A 19684-nucleotide genomic window follows, 5' to 3' on the forward strand; every position below is an offset into this window, starting at 1 on the left:
AAGTGTCTAGATTATCTGTGGCGATTCATGTCGAGAAATGGACTGCAGGCTCACGATTGCGAAATACTGGGCTGGATAGCTCAACGCAGCCAGAGCGACTTTCTGTCAGAATTTGCATGGCGCCGGACAAAACGGTGGGGTCGAAATAGAGCATGCGCCACGACCTGCTTTCTGTTCCCAAAGGTGAGCCATCATGGACTTCACCAGGATTAACGGTGATCACATTTCCCACTACAGCTTCAACCCTACCGCGCCCGCTCATCGAAACCTGAGCTCCGCGATCGATTAAGCCAATACCGAACTGATCATGAGTATGACGCCCAAACCGGAAGGACGTATCGGCAGATACCGCATGGATACCTGCCATCCCACATCGAAGGGTTGCGAAACGTTCTTTCTTCATCGAATTAAGATCGGGGTAATGAGTTATCAGTACATCCTCTGAGTATATCTACTCAGAGGCTAATCTTTGATTTTTTTTAAAACTGAATGATTAACGTCTGTTCGAAGTGTTATTTCGCTCACATACGATATTCAATCATCCCGCTCTTTTTGGCCACCCAGTCATACAGTCGTTGTCCACGCAGATTGGTTTCATGCGTGTGCCAGTATAATCTTGACGCGTGGTTTTTTTGGGCTTGTTGTTGTACATACTCGATAAGCTGTTTACCGATATGTTGACCGCGTACATCTTCGCTAACAAATAGATCTTCGAGATAGCAATAATTTGATTCTGCCCAGGTCGAACGGTGAAAGAGATAATGCACCAGTCCCACTATTTTTCCATCATATTTGGCAACTGCACAATAAACAGGTTCGCCAGGCGTCAGAAAACGCTCCCACGTTAATTTTGTTACTTCATCTGAAATTTTAGTGCGATAAAATGTCTGGTAGTTTTTCCATAAAGGAAGCCAGCTGGCGTAATCTTTTTGTTCTGCACTTTCAATAGCAACGTCATTCATGTTAATCATATATATCCTGATATTTTATACGAATAGTGTGTTAGTATGATGATACTAAGAATTTTATAAATTCTCGTAAAGAGACACTTTCGATATATTGATAGGATCCACTTTTAGTATAAAGGTTAATACAATGAAAAAAAACAATGCGCCTTTATTTCAAGGATTTGTATTAGGAAAAGGTGCGGTTAAGGAGCAGGTCTACCACATCCTCCGCGATCACATCCTCGAAGGGCGATTGCCGCCAGGAACAAAAATGCCGTCAACCCGGGCGTTGTCCGAGATGATGTCAATTTCACGAAATTCAGTGATTGCCGGTTATGACCGGTTATTAGATGAAGGGTATATTCTGACCCGGAAAGGGTCTGGAACCTATGTTGCGCATCATATTCCGGATCGAAGTATCAGCAATTGCTATCCAATAATGGCGCCGGAGAAAGTCGTCACGCCTGATGAACAGCTAAACAGCCAAAATAATCCTGTGCGCGATTTATGGTCGAATGAGTATGAAGGGCGCGGCATGAATCGTCTATTTGCGGTTGGCGTTGGCTGTACGGATCTCTTCCCGCACGCACTATGGGGCAAATTACTGCAACGGGTCTGGAGACAATCCCGGCACCAATTGGGGGCCCACACTCACCCTGGTGGATACTTTCCTTTGAGAAAAGCGGTTTGTCGCTACATTAAAACAACGCGTGGAGTGAACTGTAACGAAGATCAGATAATCATCGTAAATGGTATTCAACAGGCATTGAACATTACCGCACGAGCGTTGCTGTCGCCAGGAAGTGACGTTTGGCTGGACGAGCCGGGTTACAAAGGTGCCCGCGGAGCCTTCTTGTCTGTTGGCGCGATGGTAAGGCCGGTACCGGTAGACAGCGAAGGAATGAACGTCCACTATGGTATTGAGCATTTCCCTGACGCTAAGCTGGCCTATGTTGTCCCGTCGGATCAATATCCATTAAGTGGAACGTTGAGTTTATGCCGGCGTTTTGAGCTGCTGGAATGGGCGAAGTCGAATCAGGCATGGATATTTGAAGATGACTATAATAGCGAGTTCCGCTATGCCGACCGTTCTTTACAGGCATTGCAGGGATTAGATCACAATCATCGTGTTATTTATGCTGGTACATTTTCGAAAATGATGTATCCAGAATTTCGTTTAGGTTTTTTAGTTGTCCCGCCCGGTTTACAAGAACAGATTATGGTGACGAAATATTTTACAGATCTCGGTACCAGTTATCTTGAGCAGGCCGTGATGGCGAATTTTATTGAGGATGGGCACTATGCCAGTCATGTACGCCGAGTTCGCAAAGCGTGTTATGAAAGAAGAGCTGCGCTGGTCAATGCTATTCAAGAATACCTTGCTGATAAAATGATTGTTCAGCCTTCTGACTCTGGCGTTCATATTGTGTGCTGGCTACAAAACGGATTGACCGGAAATGAAGTCGAGGAAAAAGCCAGGGTACTTGGGATGGGAATATTATCACTGGGCCGTTATTACCAGGGAGATATCACCCGACAGGGGATTTTGATTGGTTTTGCAAATCATCCTGCTGAGGCAATTGTTGATGGGATACGCCGTCTGGCTCAGGTTATTTAAAGAATATTTTATTCAGCTCTTATCATTAATGCTGCAATACGCTTGTTTGGTTCCGTCTAAGATATTATGCCTTTTTTGTACAATGAAATGCTGTGGATCCGTAAAAAACACGCATTGTGGTTCTTTTGGTCTGGTTAGTTTGATCATACTCTGCGCGGGTTTAGTCCTGTTTTGTCAGAGGTACGGATATGTCGGGCATCTTTAATCAATTCCATCAACCCGTAGGTATGTCTTTGTCGGACTGGAAAGGCGCACCCTTTCCACAGGCTCAGCAAATTACAGGTCGCTATTGTAAGCTTGAACGTATTAATGCCGAACGCCATGCCAAAGAGTTGTATGAAGCGTACTGCGAAGCGAGTGATTTTCGTGACTGGACATATCTGGCGGCAGGGCCTTTTGAAACTTTTGACTCCTTCCTGAACTATGTAAAAAACATGGAAGAACAGACAGATCCGATGCATTTTGCCGTGATTGATTTAGTCACTATGCAACCTGTTGGTACGTTTGCTCTTATGCGTATCGATCCCTCAAATGGTGTGATTGAGGTGGGGCATATTTCTTACTCCGTACGCATGAAACGCACACGAATCTCAACGGAAGTCATCTCATTGCTTTTAAAGTACGTTTTTGCGGATCTGGGCTATCGCCGTTTTGAATGGAAATGCGATGCGCTTAATGCGCCTTCCCGTGGGGCGGCGGAGCGCTTTGGCTTCAGTTTTGAAGGCATATTTCGTCAGGCTGTCGTCACGCGGGGGCGGAATCGAGATACTGCATGGTACTCAATCATTGACGGTGAGTACCCGACACTCCGACCGGCCTACGATATGTGGCTCGATGAGCATAATTTTGACAACCAGGGACGGCAGATTCAGCGTCTTGGCGAGCTGATGGAAAGGGGATAAAAAAGCTCCCCGAATAAACCGGGGAGCCAGAGAAAGCGTAGCGCACGCGCAGTATTATTTCTGCCGCGACTCAAGCCAGACCAGCGCCAGCGTGGAGAACGCGCACATCAGCAGAATGCCGACCAGCCAAAACAGATACCACATCTTATAGTCCTCCCGGGTAAAGTTCGTGGCCGTGGCGGCGGATCGTTTCTAGGTTGGTTCGCCCCAGCATCTTGTAATAACTCCACGTGGTATAAAGCAAAACTATCGGTAGAAAAATCAGCACAATAACCAGCATGATACTGAGCGTCATCTGGCTGGAAGTGCTGTCCCACACCGTCAGGCTGGACAGGGGTTGCACGTTTGAAGGCATCACAAACGGAAACAGGGTGATTCCGGCGGTGAAGATCACGCAAGCCTGGGTCAGGGAAGCGCACAAAAATCCCCATACGGCCCGACGTTGCCCGCTGGCATAGATCGCGAGCATTGGGAAAATCATGCCAGCTAGCGGAATAATCAACAGCAGTGGTGACTGATAAAAGTGCGTCATCCACGCGCCTGGTGAGGTTGTTACCGCTTTTAATAGCGGGTTGGAAGGACCATTAGGATCCTGGCTAAGCAGCACAAAGCCATCAATTCCTGTCCACAACCAGTAACCGGCTAACAGGAAGCAGAGTACCACCAGCATTGCGCTGCGGCGGGTAGCGGACAGCGCGCGTTGGCGAACGATGCCCTCGGTTGTTAACTGGAGCCACACGCTCCCTTGCAGAATAACCAGCATCAGGCTTAACGCGCCACACAACAGGGCAAAGGGAGAGAGTAACTGCCAGAAGGTGCCCAGGTATTGCACGTGAAGCTGTGGTGTGAAGATAAAAGGCACACCCAAAAACAGGTTGCCGAACGCAATGCCGAAAATAACAGGCGGAACCAAACTGCCGATAACCAACCCGGTGTCCCATATTCTGCGCCAGTGCGCGTTGGCTATTTTACCGCGATAGTCAAAAGCTAACGGGCGAAAGAAAAGGGCGCATAGCACCAGAATCATCGCCACATAAAACCCCGAAAATGCGGCGGCATAGACCCGCGGCCAGGCGGCGAATAATGCTGAGCCACACCTGATTACCTTCCCAGTGCGCCCCGACGCTATTGATTAACACCCGACGTTCATCATCGTTGCGCGCGATTAACGGCAACAGGCAGCCGACCCCCATATCAAATCCGTCAGTGACCATAAAGGCCACCAGAATGATGCCAATCAGCAGCCACCAAATGAGCCGCAGCGTTGCATAATCCAACATGATTATCTCCTTTATCCCTGTTGTTGTGCTGGGTGTTGACGTTGCATCGCATCGGGACCAAGACGCGCGTATTTTTGCATCAGGTAGACTTCGGCAATTAAAAACAGGGTGTAAAGCGTGAGGATTAGCCCCATTGAGAAGGCCAGTTGGCCCACGCTCAGCGCGGAGTGGGCGTACCATGTCGGCAAAATATCTTGAATCGCCCATGGCTGACGGCCAAACTCCGTCATAAACCAGCCCGCTTCGATGGCAATCCACGGTAGCGGCAGGCTCCACAGCGTCATACGCAATACCCAGCGATGCTGGTCGATACGCCAGCGTAAGGTCTGTATCAGCGCAATCACCATCACCAGCAGCAGCAGAGAACCGCATGCAATCATGACGCGAAAACTCCAGAACACGGGGGCCACCTGCGGGATAGCGCCGCGTTGTGCGGCCTGATATTGCGCGGGCGTAACGTGGTTCATATCAGGCGCGTAGTTTGCCAACAGGATGCCGTAACCCAGATCATGTTCTACGGCGTGGAAAGCCTTCAACACCTGAGGCGTGCGGTTACCGTTGGCGATTTCCTGCAACAATAACCACGCTTCCCGGCCTCGTTGCAGGCGGGGGAGCACGTCCGCCATCAGATTTTTTAGTCCCGGAACCGGGGTATCTAACGAGTGGGTTGCCAGGATGCCCAGCAGGGCCGGTATCTTCACGGAAAAGGCGTTCCGCTCTTGTTCCTGCTGCGGCCAGGCTATCACATGAAAGGGCGCAGGCGCCGGTTCGGTTTGCCATTCGCCCTCCATTGCCGCCAGTTTTACCGGCTGGAGCTGGGCGACCTCATAGGCTGAACTGTCACCCAGTTGCAGGGTGCCGAGGATAGCCAGCGTGCCGAAAACGGAACCCACCGCGAAGGAGCGCAGGGCAAACTCGCGATTGCGACCACGCAGCAGATACCAGGCGCTGATGGACATCACAAACATGGCGCCCGTGACATAACCGGACATCACGGTATGGACAAATTTCACCTGGCTGACAGGGTTAAAGACCAGTTCGCTAAAACTGCTCATCTCCATACGCAGGGTATCGATATTAAAGTGAGCACCGGTCGGGTATTGCATCCAGCCGTTAGCATTGAGGATCCACAGCGCCGAGATATTGGATCCAAACGCGACCAGCCAGGTCACCAGTAAGTGCTGGTACTTGCTTAAACGCTGCCAGCCGAAGAAGAACAACCCGACGAAGGTGGATTCAAGAAAGAAAGCCATCAAGGCTTCCATCGCCAGCGGGGCGCCGAAAATATCGCCCACGTAGTTGGAATAGAGCGACCAGTTAGTGCCGAACTGAAACTCCATGGTCAGGCCGGTAGCAACGCCGAGCGCAAAGTTAATACCGAATAATTTTCCCCAGAAACGCGTCATGTCGCGGTAGATGGTTTTGCCGGTCACCACGAACAGGGTTTCCATGATGGCCAGCAAAAATATCAGCCCCAGCGTCAGGGGAACAAACAGAAAATGGTACAGCGCGGTCAGCGCAAACTGCCAGCGCGATAAGTCAATGACGTCCCACATGCGAACTCCATCAGGCATTAGAGAGTGAATAGATAAAGAAGAAAACGTTAGACCCGCAGCAGAAAAGTACGCGGGTCTTAAAGAGGGAGTCAGGCAGGCGGGCCGGATGCCAGCCAGGCGCAGACTTCATCCAGGCGCTCGAGCGAGTCGAGCAGATCTTCCGGCGCAGCCAGTACCAGTTCCGGTAATGGGCAGATCTCATAACTCTCTAGCAAAAGCCCTTTCAGGGTATCCAGACAGCGCACATGCCAGACATGGCGCAGCGCCGTGGCGTCGATTTGGCTCTCGCCGTAGCCGATGGTGCGGATCTGAATGTGCCCTTCGCCGCACAGATTGGCGAGGAATCGGCGATCCGCGTCGCTAACAGGCAGTTGGGTGAGGTTAATGCTATGGGGAAGCGTGGCCGGATCGCGCACGTGCGCCAGCAGTTCCTGGGCCAGCGTCAGGCCATTCATCAATCCGTCGATGGGCGGAGGCAGCAGGCTATCGTCCGGCAGCGTATTGAGTGTTGCCGCCTGCCATAGCGCCTGCGGCGCGCTACCTGCTTCCAGATGTTCCACCCATTGGCCCTTGTCATTCTGACAGCGCACTCGCCAGATGCCGCAGAAAATCGATTCCTGAATTTCGCTTTCCCTGCCGTCAGCATGCTGGATGCGCGCTGAAACTTCGCCTTCACCGAGCAGCGTATTTAAAAACGTGAGATCGTCGGCGTTGAGCGTGGATAAATCCCATCTCAACACCTCCTGCCTGGCGGGAATTTTCCGGGCTAGCTGGTGGCGTACATCGGCTAACAATGCCATCACCGTCGGGCTGTGCGGGCAGTTTTCCAGCATCGCCATGCTGGGGTCGCAGTTGACCTGGCAGGTGAGGGGCAAGGGATTCATGCTGAAGCTATCATCGCCCGGCTGCGTACCCGGACCCAGCAGATGAAAAAAGGAATCGCTCATCATGCAGACTCCGGCGGTATCTGTTCTTCAACTAAGGGACGCATCAGGTTGAGCAGGTCGGTCCAGGGGTGGATGCCGCTGAGAATGCCGCGCAGCTCGCCGTGGATAAACACCAGGGTGGCCGGGAAGCGGAACACGCTAAAACGATCGCCGATCGCCTCGCTGTGTTCGAGGTCGGCCATGGCTATTTGCCAGGCAAACTGGGGAAACTCGCGTAGTAACTCGGCAATCATGACCGGGTTATCGCTGACTTCCGGCGTGCGGCGGGGATCGCTGCTGAGCAGGACCACGCCATCACGCACGCGGGTTACCCAGTCATCCAGTTCAGACGCGCTCAGCGGTTGCCAGCCACGCGCCAGCATACGTTGCCATAACGCAGAAAATGGGGTGTCATTTAACATATTGTTTATTCCTCCAGCGTCACGCGATACTGGCGAATACGCACGCCTTCATAGTTTTCCATCGACAGGCATTCATAGTTTAGGCAACGCGTATCCTCGTTTTTCTGTGGCGCAATACCCCACGCGGCCAGCTGCGTAAGTGCGGCTTGTTCCGCCGCCGGGAGCTGAGCGCGCGCGATGTCGGTCAGGCTGCCGCCATAGTCGTCCAGCTGTACCGGCTGTAGTCCCACCAGAGCGATGTGTGCGGGGAGATGGCCGCGAATATCTGCCAGCGCCAGCACCTCGGAGAAGCTGTTCTGGTGCAGACTCATTTTTTTGGCGCTGAGGTAACTGGGGACTTTGTCACCGGCGTAGGTTTGCAGGGTTCCCGGCGCGAGTCCGTAGTCGATGGCGTCCAGCAGCAGCAAATGGCTGGCCTGTTCAACGTAGCCCAGCAGATTCAGCCCCTGGGTGCCGCCATCGACAATCTCTACCCATTCTGGCCAGTGATAGTGGGCGTACAGGCGCTCCGCGAGGCGAATGCCAAACCCTTCGTCTGCCCACAGCAGGTTGCCTAGGCCCATCACGATGACGTGAGGTTCGCTCATGACGCCTCCTTGCCGCGCTGACGTTTGGCAAATTTGTGGCTACGATAGCCGTTGACCATGGTCGAGATGACGGTATCGTCGGACATGATGTCCTCGCGGATAGCCATGTACACATGACCTATGATGAAGGCGGCGATGAACCACATTCCTAGCCGATGCCAGCTGTGAATATCGAGAGAGTTGCCGCCGGTCCAGTAGAAAAACTCCGTCACATAGCGGAAGGGAGTGAAAATGGCGTACTGGCTATGCTCGCTGTATAAGGCAAAACCGGTCAGGATCATAAAAACGGAGAGCAGGAAATAGCCAAACATCGCTGCCTGCGCAACGGGGTTATGTCCGATATCCTCTCCTGGTTTCTTTTCCAGAAACAGATACCAGCGCACCACCGAAAACGCCCCCTGCCACCACCTGCGACGCCAGACCGGCACAATAAACAACTCGCGTGAATAACGGTTACCGACAAAGGCCCAGTAAATGCGCATCAGCAGGATCACCGTGAACACCATGGCGGCGGCGAAATGCGCCAGCCGGATGTCGCCCATATAGAACAGATAGGTGGCCTCGCCGCTGACCGATGGCAGCGGTCGGCCAATAAAGTATCCGGTCACCATCAAAACCAACATGCAGCCTACAGTCAGCCAGTGCCACAAGCGAACAGGCGCTTCAAACACATAGTGGCTGACGGCGGTATCACGCGCCTCCCCGACGCGTGGGGATATCTTTCCAGTCATCGTTCCTTTTCCTCAACGCTTAGCGAATCTGGACTGCGATCAGTTCGCTGCCGTCGTCGCCAAGCACGTGGGTTGAACAGGCCAGGCAGGGGTCGAAGCTGTGCAAGGTGCGCAGGATCTCCAGTGGTTGATCCGGTATCGCCATTTGGGTACCCATCAGCGCCGCCTCGTAAGCGCCAATTTGTCCTTTTGGATCGCGCGGGCTGGCGTTCCAGGTGGTTGGCACTACGCACTGATACAGATCGATTTTCTGGTCGCGAATCGATGCCCAGTGGCCTAATGCTCCGCGCGGCGCCTCGGTAAAACCGATCCCGCGGCAGTGCTGCGGCCAGCTTGCTGGCTCCCATTTTTCGGTATTCGCCGTCGCCAGGTTGCCGTTTTTCAGGTTGGTCATCAGCTTGTCGAAGAAGTATTGCAGCTTGCTCACGGCCCACTGCGCTTCGTGCGCCCGGCACAGAATACGGCCCAGCGTCGACTGCATGCCCGACAGCGGCAGCTTGAGGGCCGACATCATGCGATCCACGGATTCAATCGTCGCGGCATCCCCTTTGTGATAGGCAATCAGCGTGCGCGCCAACGGCCCAACCTCCATGGCGTGTCCCTGCCAGCGCGGGGCTTTGATCCACGAGTAACGTTCCTGCTCGTTAAGTTGCTGGATATTAATATCGCTGCCTTTCACATCGCCGGGGTTATACCAGGGTTCGGTAATGCCTTCGAAGGGGGGGCGGCCCAACTGATCATCCGGGTAACGGTACCAGGCGTGATCGACAAACTCCTGAATTTGCTGCTGATCGGCGAGGTCCACAGGCAATACGTTGTTAAAATCACTGTTAATCACCGCGCCGCCTGGCATCAACAGGCTTTTGTCGCTGAAGTCATTGGCGATGTCCGGGAACGCGCCGTAGCTCAAAACGCATTTATCAGAAAGCCCGGTACCAATCTGGCTCCAGGGTTTATTGAACTGGCCGATAGCCAGCGCGTCAGGCACCATGACGTTGTTAATAAAGTCAGCGGTGCGGGTGATGATCGACTGCACCAGGTTCAGGCGTTCCATATCGACCGCGCCTACTGCGCCACTCTGATCGATATTGATAGCGCACGGCATACCCCCGACAATCCAGTTAGGATGGGGGTTTTTACCGCCAAACACCGTATGGATTTTGATAATCTCGCGTTGAAAGTCGAGCGCTTCCAAATAGTGGGCAAAGCCCATCAGATTAGCCTCTGGCGATAGCTTGTACTGCGGATGGCCCCAATAACCGTTGCGGAAAATCCCCAACTGACCGCCTTCGACAAATTTCTTCAGCCGATTTTGGACGTCAAAGAAGTAGCCTGGTGAGGACATCGGCCAGGCAGAAAGGCTCTGCGCCAGTTGCGATGTGGCGCGCGGATCTGCTTTCAGAGCATTCAACACGTCAATCCAGTCCATTCCGGCTAACTGATAAAAGTGCACCAGATGGTCGTGGCACCACAGCGTGGCCAGCATAATGTTGCGAATGATGTTGGCGTTGTCGGGCACCTTAATGCCAATGGCATCTTCAATGGCGTAGACAGAGGCAAGGGCATGTACGCCGGTGCACACCCCGCAAATTCGTTCGACAAATGCCCATGCGTCGCGCGGGTCGCGACCCTGAAGAATGATCTCCAGTCCGCGGAACATGGTGCCGCAAGAAACCGCGTTGGTGATGATGTTCTGCTCATCAATGTTCACTTCACAACGCATATGACCTTCAATGCGCGTAATGGGATCCACAACCAGACGGCGACCGGCATTGTTTAAGGTATATCCCTGGGTTTGATACGAATGGCTCATGCCTGTTTATCCTCATTGTCTGACGACTGCTGTCTGGCGTCGGCTAATTGCTGTTTGTGGCGGTTGTGTTGGTTGACGGCGCTGGCGACTGCGTGGACGCCGACGCCGGCAGCCACGACGCCAAGCGCGGTGAGGCCGACGGTATCGGCGGTTGAATGTGTCCCGATCTGTGGAATATCGACCACGCGGCTATAGAACGAACCGCGATCCCAGAAGCCGTTTTCCGAACATCCCAGACAACCGTGGCCGGACTGGATGGGGAAGGAAACGCCGCCATTCCAGCGGGTGGTGGAGCAGGCGTTGTAGGTGGTTGGCCCTTTACAGCCCATTTTGTACAGGCAATAGCCTTTGCGGGCGGCGTCATCGTCCCAGCTTTCCACGAACTCCCCGGCGTCAAAGTGGGCGCGGCGGTAGCATTTGTCGTGAATACGCTGGCCGTAGAACATTAGCGGGCGCCCCAGACGGTCGAGTTCAGGCAGCCTGTCAAACGTCACCATGTAGGTGATGATGGCGCTCATGACGTCCGGAATCGGCGGGCAGCCGGGGACTTTCACGATCGGCTTGTCGGTGATGACTTTATCGATCGGGGTTGCCTGGGTGGGGTTAGGCCGGGCAGCCTGCACGCAGCCCCAGGAGGCACAGGTGCCCCAGGCGATAATCGCGCTGGCTCCGGCGGCGGCGCGTTTGAGTTTTTCCACAAAGGGTCTTCCGCCGCTAATGCAGAACATCCCTTGTTCACCTAGCGGAGGATTACCTTCGACGGCCAGAATGTAGCGGCCGTGGTACTGGTGCAGAATGTCTTCAAATACCTCTTCGGCCTGCGTTCCGGCGGCGGCCATCAGCGTGTCGTCGTAATCGAGGGAAATCAGAGAGAGGATGACGTCTTTGGCAAGTGGGTGAGAGGAGCGGATAAATGATTCGGTGCAGCAGGTGCATTCCAGCCCGTGGATCCAGACTACCGGGATCCGGGGTTTGTTCTCCAGCGCCCAGGCAATTCTGGGCGTCATTCCGGCTCCCAACCCCAGCGATGTAGCCGCGAGGCTACAATATTTAAGAAAACTGCGTCGGCTCACTCCCTTCCGGCGCATCGCCTGATAAAAGGTCTCCTCATTATTCGTATTCATAACACGCGTTTCTTCCCCCGTTGAGTTCTGGCGCACGCCGCCAGCGATATCTAAAAAAGCGTATCCGATTAGAGGAGAGAAACAATGCGAAGAGTGTGGTTATGTCCTATAGCGATATATTCGTGACTGTTATCTGTTTTTCACCGACCGGGAATAAAAAAACGCACAGGGGAGACCGCCCTGTGCGTCGGGTTTATCGCGGAAGAACTTAAACCCCAAGGCGATCGCGTAAGCTGTAATATGCCGCCCCCATGGCGGTAAACGGAATGCGCAGGCTGCGGCCTCCCGGGAACGGGTAGTGTGGCAGGTTGGCGAATGCGTCAAAGCGCTCGGCATCCCCGCGCAGCAGTTCGGAAATCAGGCGTCCAGCCAGATGGGTACAGGTCACGCCGTGACCGCTGTAGCCCTGCATATAGTAAATATTGGTATCAAGACGGCCGAACTGCGGCATGCGTGATAACGTCAACAGGAAATTACCGGTCCAGCGGTAATCAATTTTTACCCCCCGCAATTGCGGGAAGGTCTTCAGCAGATTCGGCATCACCAGGCGTTCAATATCGTTCGGATCGCGTGCGCCGTAGACCACGCCGCCGCCGTACAGCAGGCGGTTATCGCCGGTCAGACGGTAGTAATCCAGCAGGTAGTTACAATCTTCCACACAGTAGTTTTTTGGGATCAGCGAACGCGCCATTTCAGCTGACAATGGTTCGGTGGTTAACACCTGCGTGCCGCACGGCATGCTGCTTTTTGCCAGCGCAGGTTCCAGTTTGTCGCCGAGGTAAGCGTTGCCCGCCACGATCACAAAGCGGGCGGTAACCTGACCTTTTTCCGTGCTGACCACCGCCGGGCTGGTGTGCTGAATGCGGGTGACCGGCGATTGTTCGAAGATGCGTCCGCCGTTCAGACGAATAGCGTTAGCTTCGCCGATAGCCAGATTGAGCGGATGAATATGACCACCGCTATGGTCGAGCAGCGCGCCGACATAACGATCGCTACTGACTTCGCGGCGAATTTCGCTGCTGTCTAACAGTTCAAGCTGCGTGTTGCCGTAGCGTTCCCAGTTCGACTTCTGCTCTTCCAGCGTTTCCATCTGCTTATGGTTCAGCGCCACAAACAGCCCGCCAGGACGATAATCGCAGTCAATCTGATAGCGTTTAATGCGTTCGCGAATGATATCGCCGCCTTCAAACATCATGCTGCCGAGCATTTTGGCGGCATCCGGGCCGTAACTGCGTTCGATAACATCAATATCGCGACTGTAAGAGTTAACCAACTGGCCGCCGTTGCGTCCGCTGGCCCCAAAACCAATACGCGCGGATTCCAATAGCACCACGTCATAACCCATTTCCGCTAAATGCAGGGCGGAGGAGAGTCCGGTATAGCCACCGCCCACGACACAGACATCACAGCTAACCGATTCGCTAAGGGTGGGAAACGGTTCGTACTGATTGGCGCTTGCGGCGTAATAACTGCTGGTATGTTCAGTCATGATTAAGGCTCCAGGGAGATCCAAATGGTTTTCAGTTCGCTAAATTTTTCCAGGGCATGCAGGGACTTATCGCGCCCGTTGCCGCTTTGCTTATAACCGCCGAACGGCACGGTCATATCACCGTCGTTGTAGTTATTCACGAAGACCGAACCGGCCTTCAGGCGACGACTCATGCGATGGGCGCGCGACAAATCGCGGGTCCAGACCGCGGCACCCAGGCCGTAGTCGCTGTCGTTGGCCAGCGCCAGGGCTTCGGCTTCGCTGCTAAAACGGGTGATGACCAGTACCGGGCCGAAGATCTCATCGCGGCTGACGTGGGCTTGCGGCGCGGTATCGACAAAAATCGTCGGGCCGATAGCCGCCGGATGGACATGGCTGCGGCCATCTAGCGCCAGCGTGCCTTGCGTTTCACCGTCGCGAATAAAGGTGTCCACGGTGTCGGCATGCGCATTGTCGATAAGCGTGCCCATCGTGGTGTCAGGATCCAGCGGGTTGCCCGGCTGCCAGTTTTTCGCCTGCTCTTTCAACAGCGAGATAAATTCGTCGGCAATACTCTCTTCCAGCAGCAGACGCGTACCGGCGATACAGACCTGACCCTGGTTGTAGAAAATGCCTGCCGCGGCAGTGGCGGCGGCTTTCGCTAGATCCGGGCAGTCGGCAAACACGATGTTGGCGCTTTTACCGCCAGCTTCCAGCCAAACGCGTTTCATGTTGCTGTCGCCAGCATCTTTTAGCAGTTGCTTGCCGGTGCGGGTTGAGCCAGTAAAAGTGATCACATCGACATCCGGATGCTGCGACAACGCCTGGCCTGCTTCGTGGCCATACCCGCTAACCACGCTGAGAACGCCATCGGGCAAACCCGCTTTTTTAGCCAGCGCCGCAAGGCGAATGGCGGTCAGCGGGGATTTCTCCGAGGGTTTGAGGATCACGCTGTTACCGGCGGCCAGCGCGGGGCCAAGTTTCCAACAGGCCAGTAGCAAGGGAAAGTTCCACGGAACGATAGCCGCGATCACGCCCACTGGTTCGCGCACAATCAGCGCCAGATCGTTTACCGAGGTGGTGGCAACTTCGCCATAGACTTTATCAATAGCTTCGGCGTACCACCGGATGGCGCGCGCCGCACCTGGAATATCATCACGCAGGCTATGGCGAATCGGTTTACCGGTGTCGAGCGTTTCCAGTAGCGCCAGCTCCTCGTGATGCTGCTCCATTAAATCTGCAAGCTTGTGCAGAACCGCCTTGCGCTCAGCGGGTGATGCCTGCGACCAGTCACCGCGTTCAAAGACGGCGCGGGCGGCGGTGACCGCACGATCCACATCCGCTTTTTTGCCGCGGGCGACTTTGGCGAGTGGGCGCTGTCCGGCCGGATCCTGAGTAATAAAGGTTTCGTTATCGGCGGCGGCGCAATATTCGCCGTTAATAAATAGACGGGTTTCCGGCGAATAATGACTGGCTTTCTCACGCCAATATTTAAGGTTCTGAAAGTTCATAGCTACTCCTTTTATATCAATAAGATAAAGTTCGCTGCTGATCTTTTTCAGGCAAAATCAGGCTGCACGATGCCCCAGGGATTTACCCTGTTAATGCGCGTTATTTAAGAAGGCCTGAGAAACTCAGGCCGCTACTTATTAGAATGTGGTGGGAGTGTGGGCACTGATAATGCGGCAGATCCCTGCCGAAGTGTTGCTGAAGCTGTGTGGAATGCCGGTGTTAATGGCATAACTCTGCCCTGCAACAAGATGATACGTTTGACCGTTGATGGTCAAAACCACTTCACCTTCCAGTATTGTGCCAATCTCTTCACCCTGGTGTTTAATTCTCTCCCCGGTTGTCGTGCCTGGCTGATAGGTTTCAAACATCATTGCCAGCGTACGATTCGGATTTCCGTTGTGAACTAACTTCATGGATACTCCCTGACTCCCGATCTCAATCAAATCATCCTGATTGATAACCACCTGCGGTTCGTCAGGCTTTTCCGGTTCCGCGAAGAACTCGGAGAGCGACAGCCCATATACTTTCAATAGCTTTTGCAGCGTACTGATGGCAGGACTGACTTTATCCTGCTCTATGGTGCTGATGGCGCTATGCGTCAACCCAGACAGTTCGGCGGCACGACGCTGCGAAAGACCCAATTGCTGGCGGATCTCTGACAAACGTTTACCCGGCGCCAGGCCGTCATCGCTCATAATTGCATTTCCTTAACAGTAGTGGTCAGAGTCGCTGTTTTTCAGCGAGGTGGTTCTGACAAGCGGTGATAAAACCTTCAAGTAACAAACGCGACAGGGCGTATTCGCTACTGTTCCATTCCGGGTGCCACTGCACGCCGAGCGCGAAAGGATGGTCGTGAACGCTGGCAGCTTCCACTAATCCATCCTGCGATCGTGCTTCCACACGCAGCTGCGGGCCGAGCGTTTTTGCGCCCTGACCATGTAAGGAGTTAACCCAAAACGTGCTGCAACCTGGTATTAATTGCGACAGCAATCCTCCCTGTTGAACCTGGACTTCATGAGATGGGGCGTACTGCTGCTCCACCGGGAGTTCCGCATCTTCACGATGCTCCAGGAACTGCGAGTGATCGCACAGGCGACGATACAGAGTCCCGCCAGTGGCGACAACTAATTCCTGTAAGCCCCGGCAGATGGCGAAAATGGGAATGCGCCTTTCGAGCCCGGCGGTAATTAGCGCCATGCTCAGAAGATCACGCCCCGGATCGGCGTCAGACTCATCGCCATTTTCACCATAGAGGTGCGGCTGCACATTGCTTGGGCTTCCAGGCAGGAAGATACCATCCAGTTTTGGTAACAGCGCGTTCAGTAATTCTGGCTCCGCGAGCGCATGAGGTAACGCTATCGGTAATCCACCGGCATTCAAAACCGCATTCAGGTACTTTTCTTGCAGAGTCTGGGTCTCGTGACCCTTAAGCCTGTTCCTACACATCACTACACCAATAACTGGCTTGTCAAATATATTGCCCATGATCGACCTCACGTTTTGGAATAAATTATTGCCAAACGGTTCCTTGTTGTGCCATTCCGTTCATTATTTTCTCAATCTAGCAGCGTAATAACCTTCTAGCAAACTTAATTTAACATTTGACAAACAAATTGTTTGCATCCAGAGTCGAAGGGTGGACATTATATTTAACAGTCAAATCACAGAAAGCTTACCAGGCCAACGGCGGTGAATCATGGAAACCAATATCGTAGAAGTTGAGAATTTTGTGCAGCATTCTGAAGAGAGGCGAAGTAGCGCGTTTGCGCGCGAAGTGAAGCAATATCTGGAACGCTATCCCAACACGCAGTTTGTCGATGTGCTGTTAACCGACCTGAACGGCTGTTTTCGCGGTAAACGCATTCCCGTGTCGGGATTGTCTAAGTTAGAGAAGGGCTGTTATTTTCCGGCATCGGTGTTCGCGATGGACATTCTGGGCAATGTGGTGGAAGAGGCGGGGTTAGGACAAGAACTTGGCGAGCCTGACAGGACCTGTGTGCCGGTGCTCGGAACGTTAACCCCTTCGGCCGCCGATCCGGAATTTATTGGGCAGATGATGCTGACAATGCTGGATGAAGATGGCGCTCCCTTTGACGTTGAGCCGCGGAACGTTCTCAACCGACTCTGGCAGAAACTTCGCCAGCGCGGTTTGTTCCCCGTCGTAGCGGTAGAGCTGGAGTTCTATTTACTCGATCGCAAGCGCGATCCGGAAGGTTATCTGCAGCCGCCATGCGCGCCGGGAACGGACGATCGTAATACCCAAAGTCAGGTTTACTCTGTTGATAATCTGAACCATTTTGCTGATGTGCTGAACGATATCGACGAACTGGCCCGTCTGCAGTTGATCCCGGCCGACGGTGCGGTGGCCGAAGCATCGCCTGGTCAGTTTGAAATCAATCTTATCCATACCGATAACGTACTCGACGCCTGTGACGATGCGCTGGCGCTGAAGCGGCTGGTGCGGTTGGTGGCGGAAAAACATAAGATGCACGCCACGTTTATGGCAAAGCCTTATGAGGAGCATGCCGGTAGCGGGATGCATATCCACATCAGCATTATGAATAACAAAGGCGAGAACGTGCTGGCCGATGTGAATGGCGATGACTCCGCGTTGCTTAAGCGGGCGCTTGCCGGGATGATTGATCTGATGCCTGCGTCGATGGCGCTGCTGGCGCCAAATGTGAACTCTTATCGTCGCTTCCAACCTGGGATGTACGTCCCGACTCAGGCTTCCTGGGGGCATAACAACCGTACGGTGGCACTGCGCATTCCCTGCGGCGATCGTGATAATCATCGGGTTGAATATCGTGTGGCGGGGGCTGATGCCAACCCTTATCTGGTGATGTCGACCATTCTGGCCGGGATCCTCCATGGTCTGGATAACGAGCTGCCGTTACAGGAAGAGGTGGAAGGCAACGGACTGGAGCAGGAGGGTTTGCCGTTCCCGATCCGTCAGAGCGATGCGCTGTGGGAGTTTATGCAAAACGACAGTCTGCGTGAATTATTGGGTGAGCGTTTTAGCCACGTGTATCACGCCTGTAAAAACGATGAATTAATCCAGTTTGAACGTCTTATCACCGACACCGAAATTGAGTGGATGTTGAAAAACGCCTGACCGTCGTACAGGTCGTTTAAAAAGAAGTCGCATCATGCGGGCTGAGCGGAGCCAGCCCGTAAAACTTGCAGGAATACCTGCCATTTCCCGGATGTCGCGTAATGGAGCGCGGGCGACAACGGGTCTTCAGATAACCGACAGAGTTTGTGACGAGGAAATGTGATGATGCCAGTGTTTAAAAACCAGTCCCGCGTGAGCATCCATGGCTCCCGCAGTAAGTACGGACCACACCTTTGCCGTACGACATTGACGCCTTACTTTTGGAGATCCACCCCGACACGACTCAGGTTTGCGCTACCAACATTTCGAACGCAGACCTGGACTCGTTGCGGGGAGGATCGCTATGTCGACTAATTCTCCTGTGGACGTTGCAGCCCAGCCGGGCAAAACACAGCTGCGAAAATCCCTGAAGCTGTGGCAGGTGGTGGTGATGGGGTTGGCCTATCTCACGCCGATGACGGTGTTTGACACCTTTGGGATTGTTTCGGGCGTCAGCAATGGCCATGTTCCGGCCTCCTATCTGCTGGCCCTGGCGGGCGTGCTGTTCACCGCCATCAGTTACGGTAAGCTGGTACGCCAGTTTCCGCAGGCTGGTTCGGCCTACACCTACGCGCAAAAAGCCATCAATCCGCATGTGGGGTTTATGGTTGGCTGGTCGTCACTGCTTGACTACCTTTTCCTGCCGATGATTAACGTCCTGCTGGCGAAAATTTACCTCTCCGCGCTGTTCCCGGAGGTTGCGCCATGGATTTGGGTGGTGATGTTCGTGGCGATCCTCACCGCGGCCAATTTGAAAAGCGTTAATCTGGTGGCGAACTTCAATGCGCTGTTTGTACTGGTGCAGGTGGCGATAATCGCCGTGTTTATCTTCCTCGTGGTACAAGGGCTGCATAAAGGCGAGGGGGTCGGCACCGTCTGGTCGCTGCAACCATTTATTAGCCAGAATGCGCATTTGATCCCGATTATCACCGGGGCGACCATCGTCTGCTTCTCGTTCCTCGGCTTTGATGCGGTGACGACACTTTCTGAAGAAACGCCGGATGCGGCGCGTACCATCCCGAAAGCTATTTTCCTCACCGCCCTGTACGGTGGGTTGATCTTCATTGCCGCTTCGTTCTTTATGCAGCTGTTTTTCCCGGATATTAGCCGCTTTAAAGACCCGGATGCGGCGCTGCCGGAGATTGCGCTGTATGTCGGCGGCAAACTGTTCCAGTCCATTTTCCTGTGTACGACTTTTGTGAATACGCTGGCGTCAGGCCTGGCGTCACATGCCAGTGTATCCCGTTTGCTGTACGTGATGGGCCGCGATAACGTCTTCCCGGAGAAGTACTTCGGTTATGTCCATCCGAAATGGCGCACCCCTGCGCTAAACGTCATTATGGTCGGCATTGTGGCGCTGTCGGCCCTGTTTTTTGACCTGGTGACCGCCACGGCGTTGATTAACTTTGGTGCGCTGGTGGCCTTTACGTTCGTCAATTTGTCTGTATTTAACCACTTCTGGCGTCGTGAAGGGCGTAAACATACCTGGCAGGAGAAATTACACTATCTGGTATTGCCAATGGTTGGCGCCGCCACGGTTGCCGTACTGTGGGTCAATCTGGAGGTGACATCGCTGACGCTGGGACTGGTATGGGCCGGGTTAGGGTTGGTGTATCTCTGACCTGCTCCCCGTTGATTAGTACA

The 19684-nt window shown here is 53.7% G+C and carries 17 protein-coding genes and 2 pseudogenes; 4 read left to right on the plus strand and 15 right to left on the minus strand.

All coding sequences use genetic code 11. The features are described 5' to 3' along the window. Window positions 1–25: 25 nt before the first annotated feature. The gene (locus FDX11_RS15670) at window positions 26–403 is read right to left on the minus strand and encodes an AraC family ligand binding domain-containing protein (protein WP_137398196.1); all 378 of its coding nucleotides are present in this window, start codon (window positions 401–403) and stop codon (window positions 26–28) included. A gap of 118 nt (window positions 404–521) precedes the next feature. Continuing rightward, window positions 522–971: a GNAT family N-acetyltransferase gene (locus tag FDX11_RS15675; protein WP_042310338.1), complete on the minus strand. Its 450-nt coding sequence runs from the start codon at window positions 969–971 to the stop codon at window positions 522–524. 124 nt (window positions 972–1095) lie between these two features. Here FDX11_RS15675 and FDX11_RS15680 point away from each other — a divergent pair, with 124 nt between their 5' ends. Next, window positions 1096–2565 (plus strand): PLP-dependent aminotransferase family protein, encoded by a 1470-nt coding sequence (locus FDX11_RS15680; protein WP_042310336.1) that lies wholly within the window; start codon window positions 1096–1098, stop codon window positions 2563–2565. A gap of 188 nt (window positions 2566–2753) precedes the next feature. Next, on the plus strand, window positions 2754–3467 hold the full coding sequence (locus FDX11_RS15685; RefSeq protein WP_042310334.1) for a GNAT family N-acetyltransferase: 714 nt from the start codon (window positions 2754–2756) through the stop codon (window positions 3465–3467). 54 nt (window positions 3468–3521) lie between these two features. On the opposite strand, the gene cbdX is transcribed toward FDX11_RS15685, so the two are convergent. From cbdX to puuD, 13 genes and pseudogenes are all read right to left on the minus strand, one after another. Next, window positions 3522–3611 (minus strand): cytochrome bd-II oxidase subunit CbdX, encoded by a 90-nt coding sequence (gene cbdX / locus FDX11_RS15690; RefSeq protein WP_069323885.1) that lies wholly within the window; start codon window positions 3609–3611, stop codon window positions 3522–3524. Window position 3612: 1 nt separating this feature from the next. Next, a pseudogene (appB, locus tag FDX11_RS15695) lies at window positions 3613–4747 on the minus strand (cytochrome d ubiquinol oxidase subunit II). Between the two features lie 11 nt (window positions 4748–4758). Next, complete coding sequence (gene appC, locus FDX11_RS15700; protein WP_137398197.1) at window positions 4759–6303, minus strand: cytochrome bd-II oxidase subunit 1; 1545 nt, start codon at window positions 6301–6303, stop codon at window positions 4759–4761. 89 nt (window positions 6304–6392) lie between these two features. After that, window positions 6393–7250 carry a hydrogenase expression/formation protein gene (locus tag FDX11_RS15705; RefSeq protein ID WP_137398203.1) on the minus strand — a complete coding sequence of 286 codons (858 nt, stop codon included), beginning with the start codon at window positions 7248–7250 and terminating at the stop codon, window positions 6393–6395. Beyond that, complete coding sequence (hyaE, locus tag FDX11_RS15710; RefSeq protein WP_137398198.1) at window positions 7250–7651, minus strand: hydrogenase-1 operon protein HyaE; 402 nt, start codon at window positions 7649–7651, stop codon at window positions 7250–7252. Before hyaE ends, FDX11_RS15705 begins: the two co-directional genes overlap by 1 nt. Window positions 7652–7656: 5 nt before the next feature. Further along, complete coding sequence (hyaD, locus tag FDX11_RS15715) at window positions 7657–8238, minus strand: hydrogenase 1 maturation protease (protein ID WP_079225343.1); 582 nt, start codon at window positions 8236–8238, stop codon at window positions 7657–7659. Continuing rightward, window positions 8235–8969, minus strand: a complete 735-nt coding sequence (gene hyaC, locus FDX11_RS15720; RefSeq protein WP_137398199.1) for a Ni/Fe-hydrogenase b-type cytochrome subunit — start codon at window positions 8967–8969, stop codon at window positions 8235–8237. Before hyaC ends, hyaD begins: the two co-directional genes overlap by 4 nt. 19 nt (window positions 8970–8988) lie before the next feature. Continuing rightward, complete coding sequence (hyaB, locus tag FDX11_RS15725; protein WP_137398200.1) at window positions 8989–10782, minus strand: Ni/Fe-hydrogenase large subunit; 1794 nt, start codon at window positions 10780–10782, stop codon at window positions 8989–8991. After that, the gene (gene hyaA / locus FDX11_RS15730; RefSeq protein WP_137398201.1) at window positions 10779–11906 is read right to left on the minus strand and encodes a hydrogenase 1 small subunit; all 1128 of its coding nucleotides are present in this window, start codon (window positions 11904–11906) and stop codon (window positions 10779–10781) included. The genes hyaB and hyaA overlap by 4 nt, the downstream gene beginning before the upstream one ends. A gap of 208 nt (window positions 11907–12114) precedes the next feature. Then, window positions 12115–13395, minus strand: coding sequence for an FAD-binding oxidoreductase (locus FDX11_RS15735; RefSeq protein WP_038637921.1), 1281 nt, complete (start codon window positions 13393–13395; stop codon window positions 12115–12117). A gap of 2 nt (window positions 13396–13397) precedes the next feature. Continuing rightward, a complete protein-coding gene (gene puuC, locus FDX11_RS15740) occupies window positions 13398–14885 on the minus strand; it encodes an aldehyde dehydrogenase PuuC (protein ID WP_137366100.1) in 1488 nt (495 codons plus the stop codon). 138 nt (window positions 14886–15023) lie between these two features. Continuing rightward, window positions 15024–15581 (minus strand): HTH-type transcriptional regulator PuuR, encoded by a 558-nt coding sequence (gene puuR / locus FDX11_RS15745; RefSeq protein ID WP_038637926.1) that lies wholly within the window; start codon window positions 15579–15581, stop codon window positions 15024–15026. A 25-nt stretch (window positions 15582–15606) separates the two neighbouring features. Beyond that, window positions 15607–16371 (minus strand): gamma-glutamyl-gamma-aminobutyrate hydrolase, encoded by a 765-nt coding sequence (gene puuD, locus FDX11_RS15750; RefSeq protein WP_003838709.1) that lies wholly within the window; start codon window positions 16369–16371, stop codon window positions 15607–15609. 211 nt (window positions 16372–16582) lie between these two features. On the opposite strand from puuD, the gene FDX11_RS15755 reads away from it, so the two are divergent. Beyond that, on the plus strand, window positions 16583–18001 hold the full coding sequence (locus tag FDX11_RS15755) for a glutamine synthetase family protein (protein WP_042310310.1): 1419 nt from the start codon (window positions 16583–16585) through the stop codon (window positions 17999–18001). Between the two features lie 343 nt (window positions 18002–18344). Further along, window positions 18345–19658, plus strand: a pseudogene (locus FDX11_RS15760) (APC family permease); the annotation flags it as partial. Between the last annotated feature and the right edge of the window lie 26 nt (window positions 19659–19684).

This window comes from Citrobacter sp. wls714 (assembly GCF_005281025.1).
Classification (GTDB): Bacteria; Pseudomonadota; Gammaproteobacteria; order Enterobacterales; family Enterobacteriaceae; genus Citrobacter; species Citrobacter werkmanii.

Coding starts and splice junctions, on each gene's coding strand:
- FDX11_RS15680 (WP_042310336.1), top strand. CDS start 1,096: ATGAAAAAAAACAATGCGCCTTTATTTCAAGGATTTGTATTAGGAAAA.
- puuD (WP_003838709.1), bottom strand. CDS start 16,371: ATGGGCAATATATTTGACAAGCCAGTTATTGGTGTAGTGATGTGTAGG.
- appC (WP_137398197.1), bottom strand. CDS start 6,303: ATGTGGGACGTCATTGACTTATCGCGCTGGCAGTTTGCGCTGACCGCG.
- FDX11_RS15670 (WP_137398196.1), bottom strand. CDS start 403: ATGAAGAAAGAACGTTTCGCAACCCTTCGATGTGGGATGGCAGGTATC.
- hyaD (WP_079225343.1), bottom strand. CDS start 8,238: ATGAGCGAACCTCACGTCATCGTGATGGGCCTAGGCAACCTGCTGTGG.
- hyaC (WP_137398199.1), bottom strand. CDS start 8,969: ATGACTGGAAAGATATCCCCACGCGTCGGGGAGGCGCGTGATACCGCC.
- puuR (WP_038637926.1), bottom strand. CDS start 15,581: ATGAGCGATGACGGCCTGGCGCCGGGTAAACGTTTGTCAGAGATCCGC.
- puuC (WP_137366100.1), bottom strand. CDS start 14,885: ATGAACTTTCAGAACCTTAAATATTGGCGTGAGAAAGCCAGTCATTAT.
- FDX11_RS15675 (WP_042310338.1), bottom strand. CDS start 971: ATGATTAACATGAATGACGTTGCTATTGAAAGTGCAGAACAAAAAGAT.
- hyaB (WP_137398200.1), bottom strand. CDS start 10,782: ATGAGCCATTCGTATCAAACCCAGGGATATACCTTAAACAATGCCGGT.
- FDX11_RS15685 (WP_042310334.1), top strand. CDS start 2,754: ATGTCGGGCATCTTTAATCAATTCCATCAACCCGTAGGTATGTCTTTG.
- hyaE (WP_137398198.1), bottom strand. CDS start 7,651: ATGTTAAATGACACCCCATTTTCTGCGTTATGGCAACGTATGCTGGCG.
- FDX11_RS15755 (WP_042310310.1), top strand. CDS start 16,583: ATGGAAACCAATATCGTAGAAGTTGAGAATTTTGTGCAGCATTCTGAA.
- FDX11_RS15735 (WP_038637921.1), bottom strand. CDS start 13,395: ATGACTGAACATACCAGCAGTTATTACGCCGCAAGCGCCAATCAGTAC.
- cbdX (WP_069323885.1), bottom strand. CDS start 3,611: ATGTGGTATCTGTTTTGGCTGGTCGGCATTCTGCTGATGTGCGCGTTC.
- hyaA (WP_137398201.1), bottom strand. CDS start 11,906: ATGAATACGAATAATGAGGAGACCTTTTATCAGGCGATGCGCCGGAAG.
- FDX11_RS15705 (WP_137398203.1), bottom strand. CDS start 7,250: ATGAGCGATTCCTTTTTTCATCTGCTGGGTCCGGGTACGCAGCCGGGC.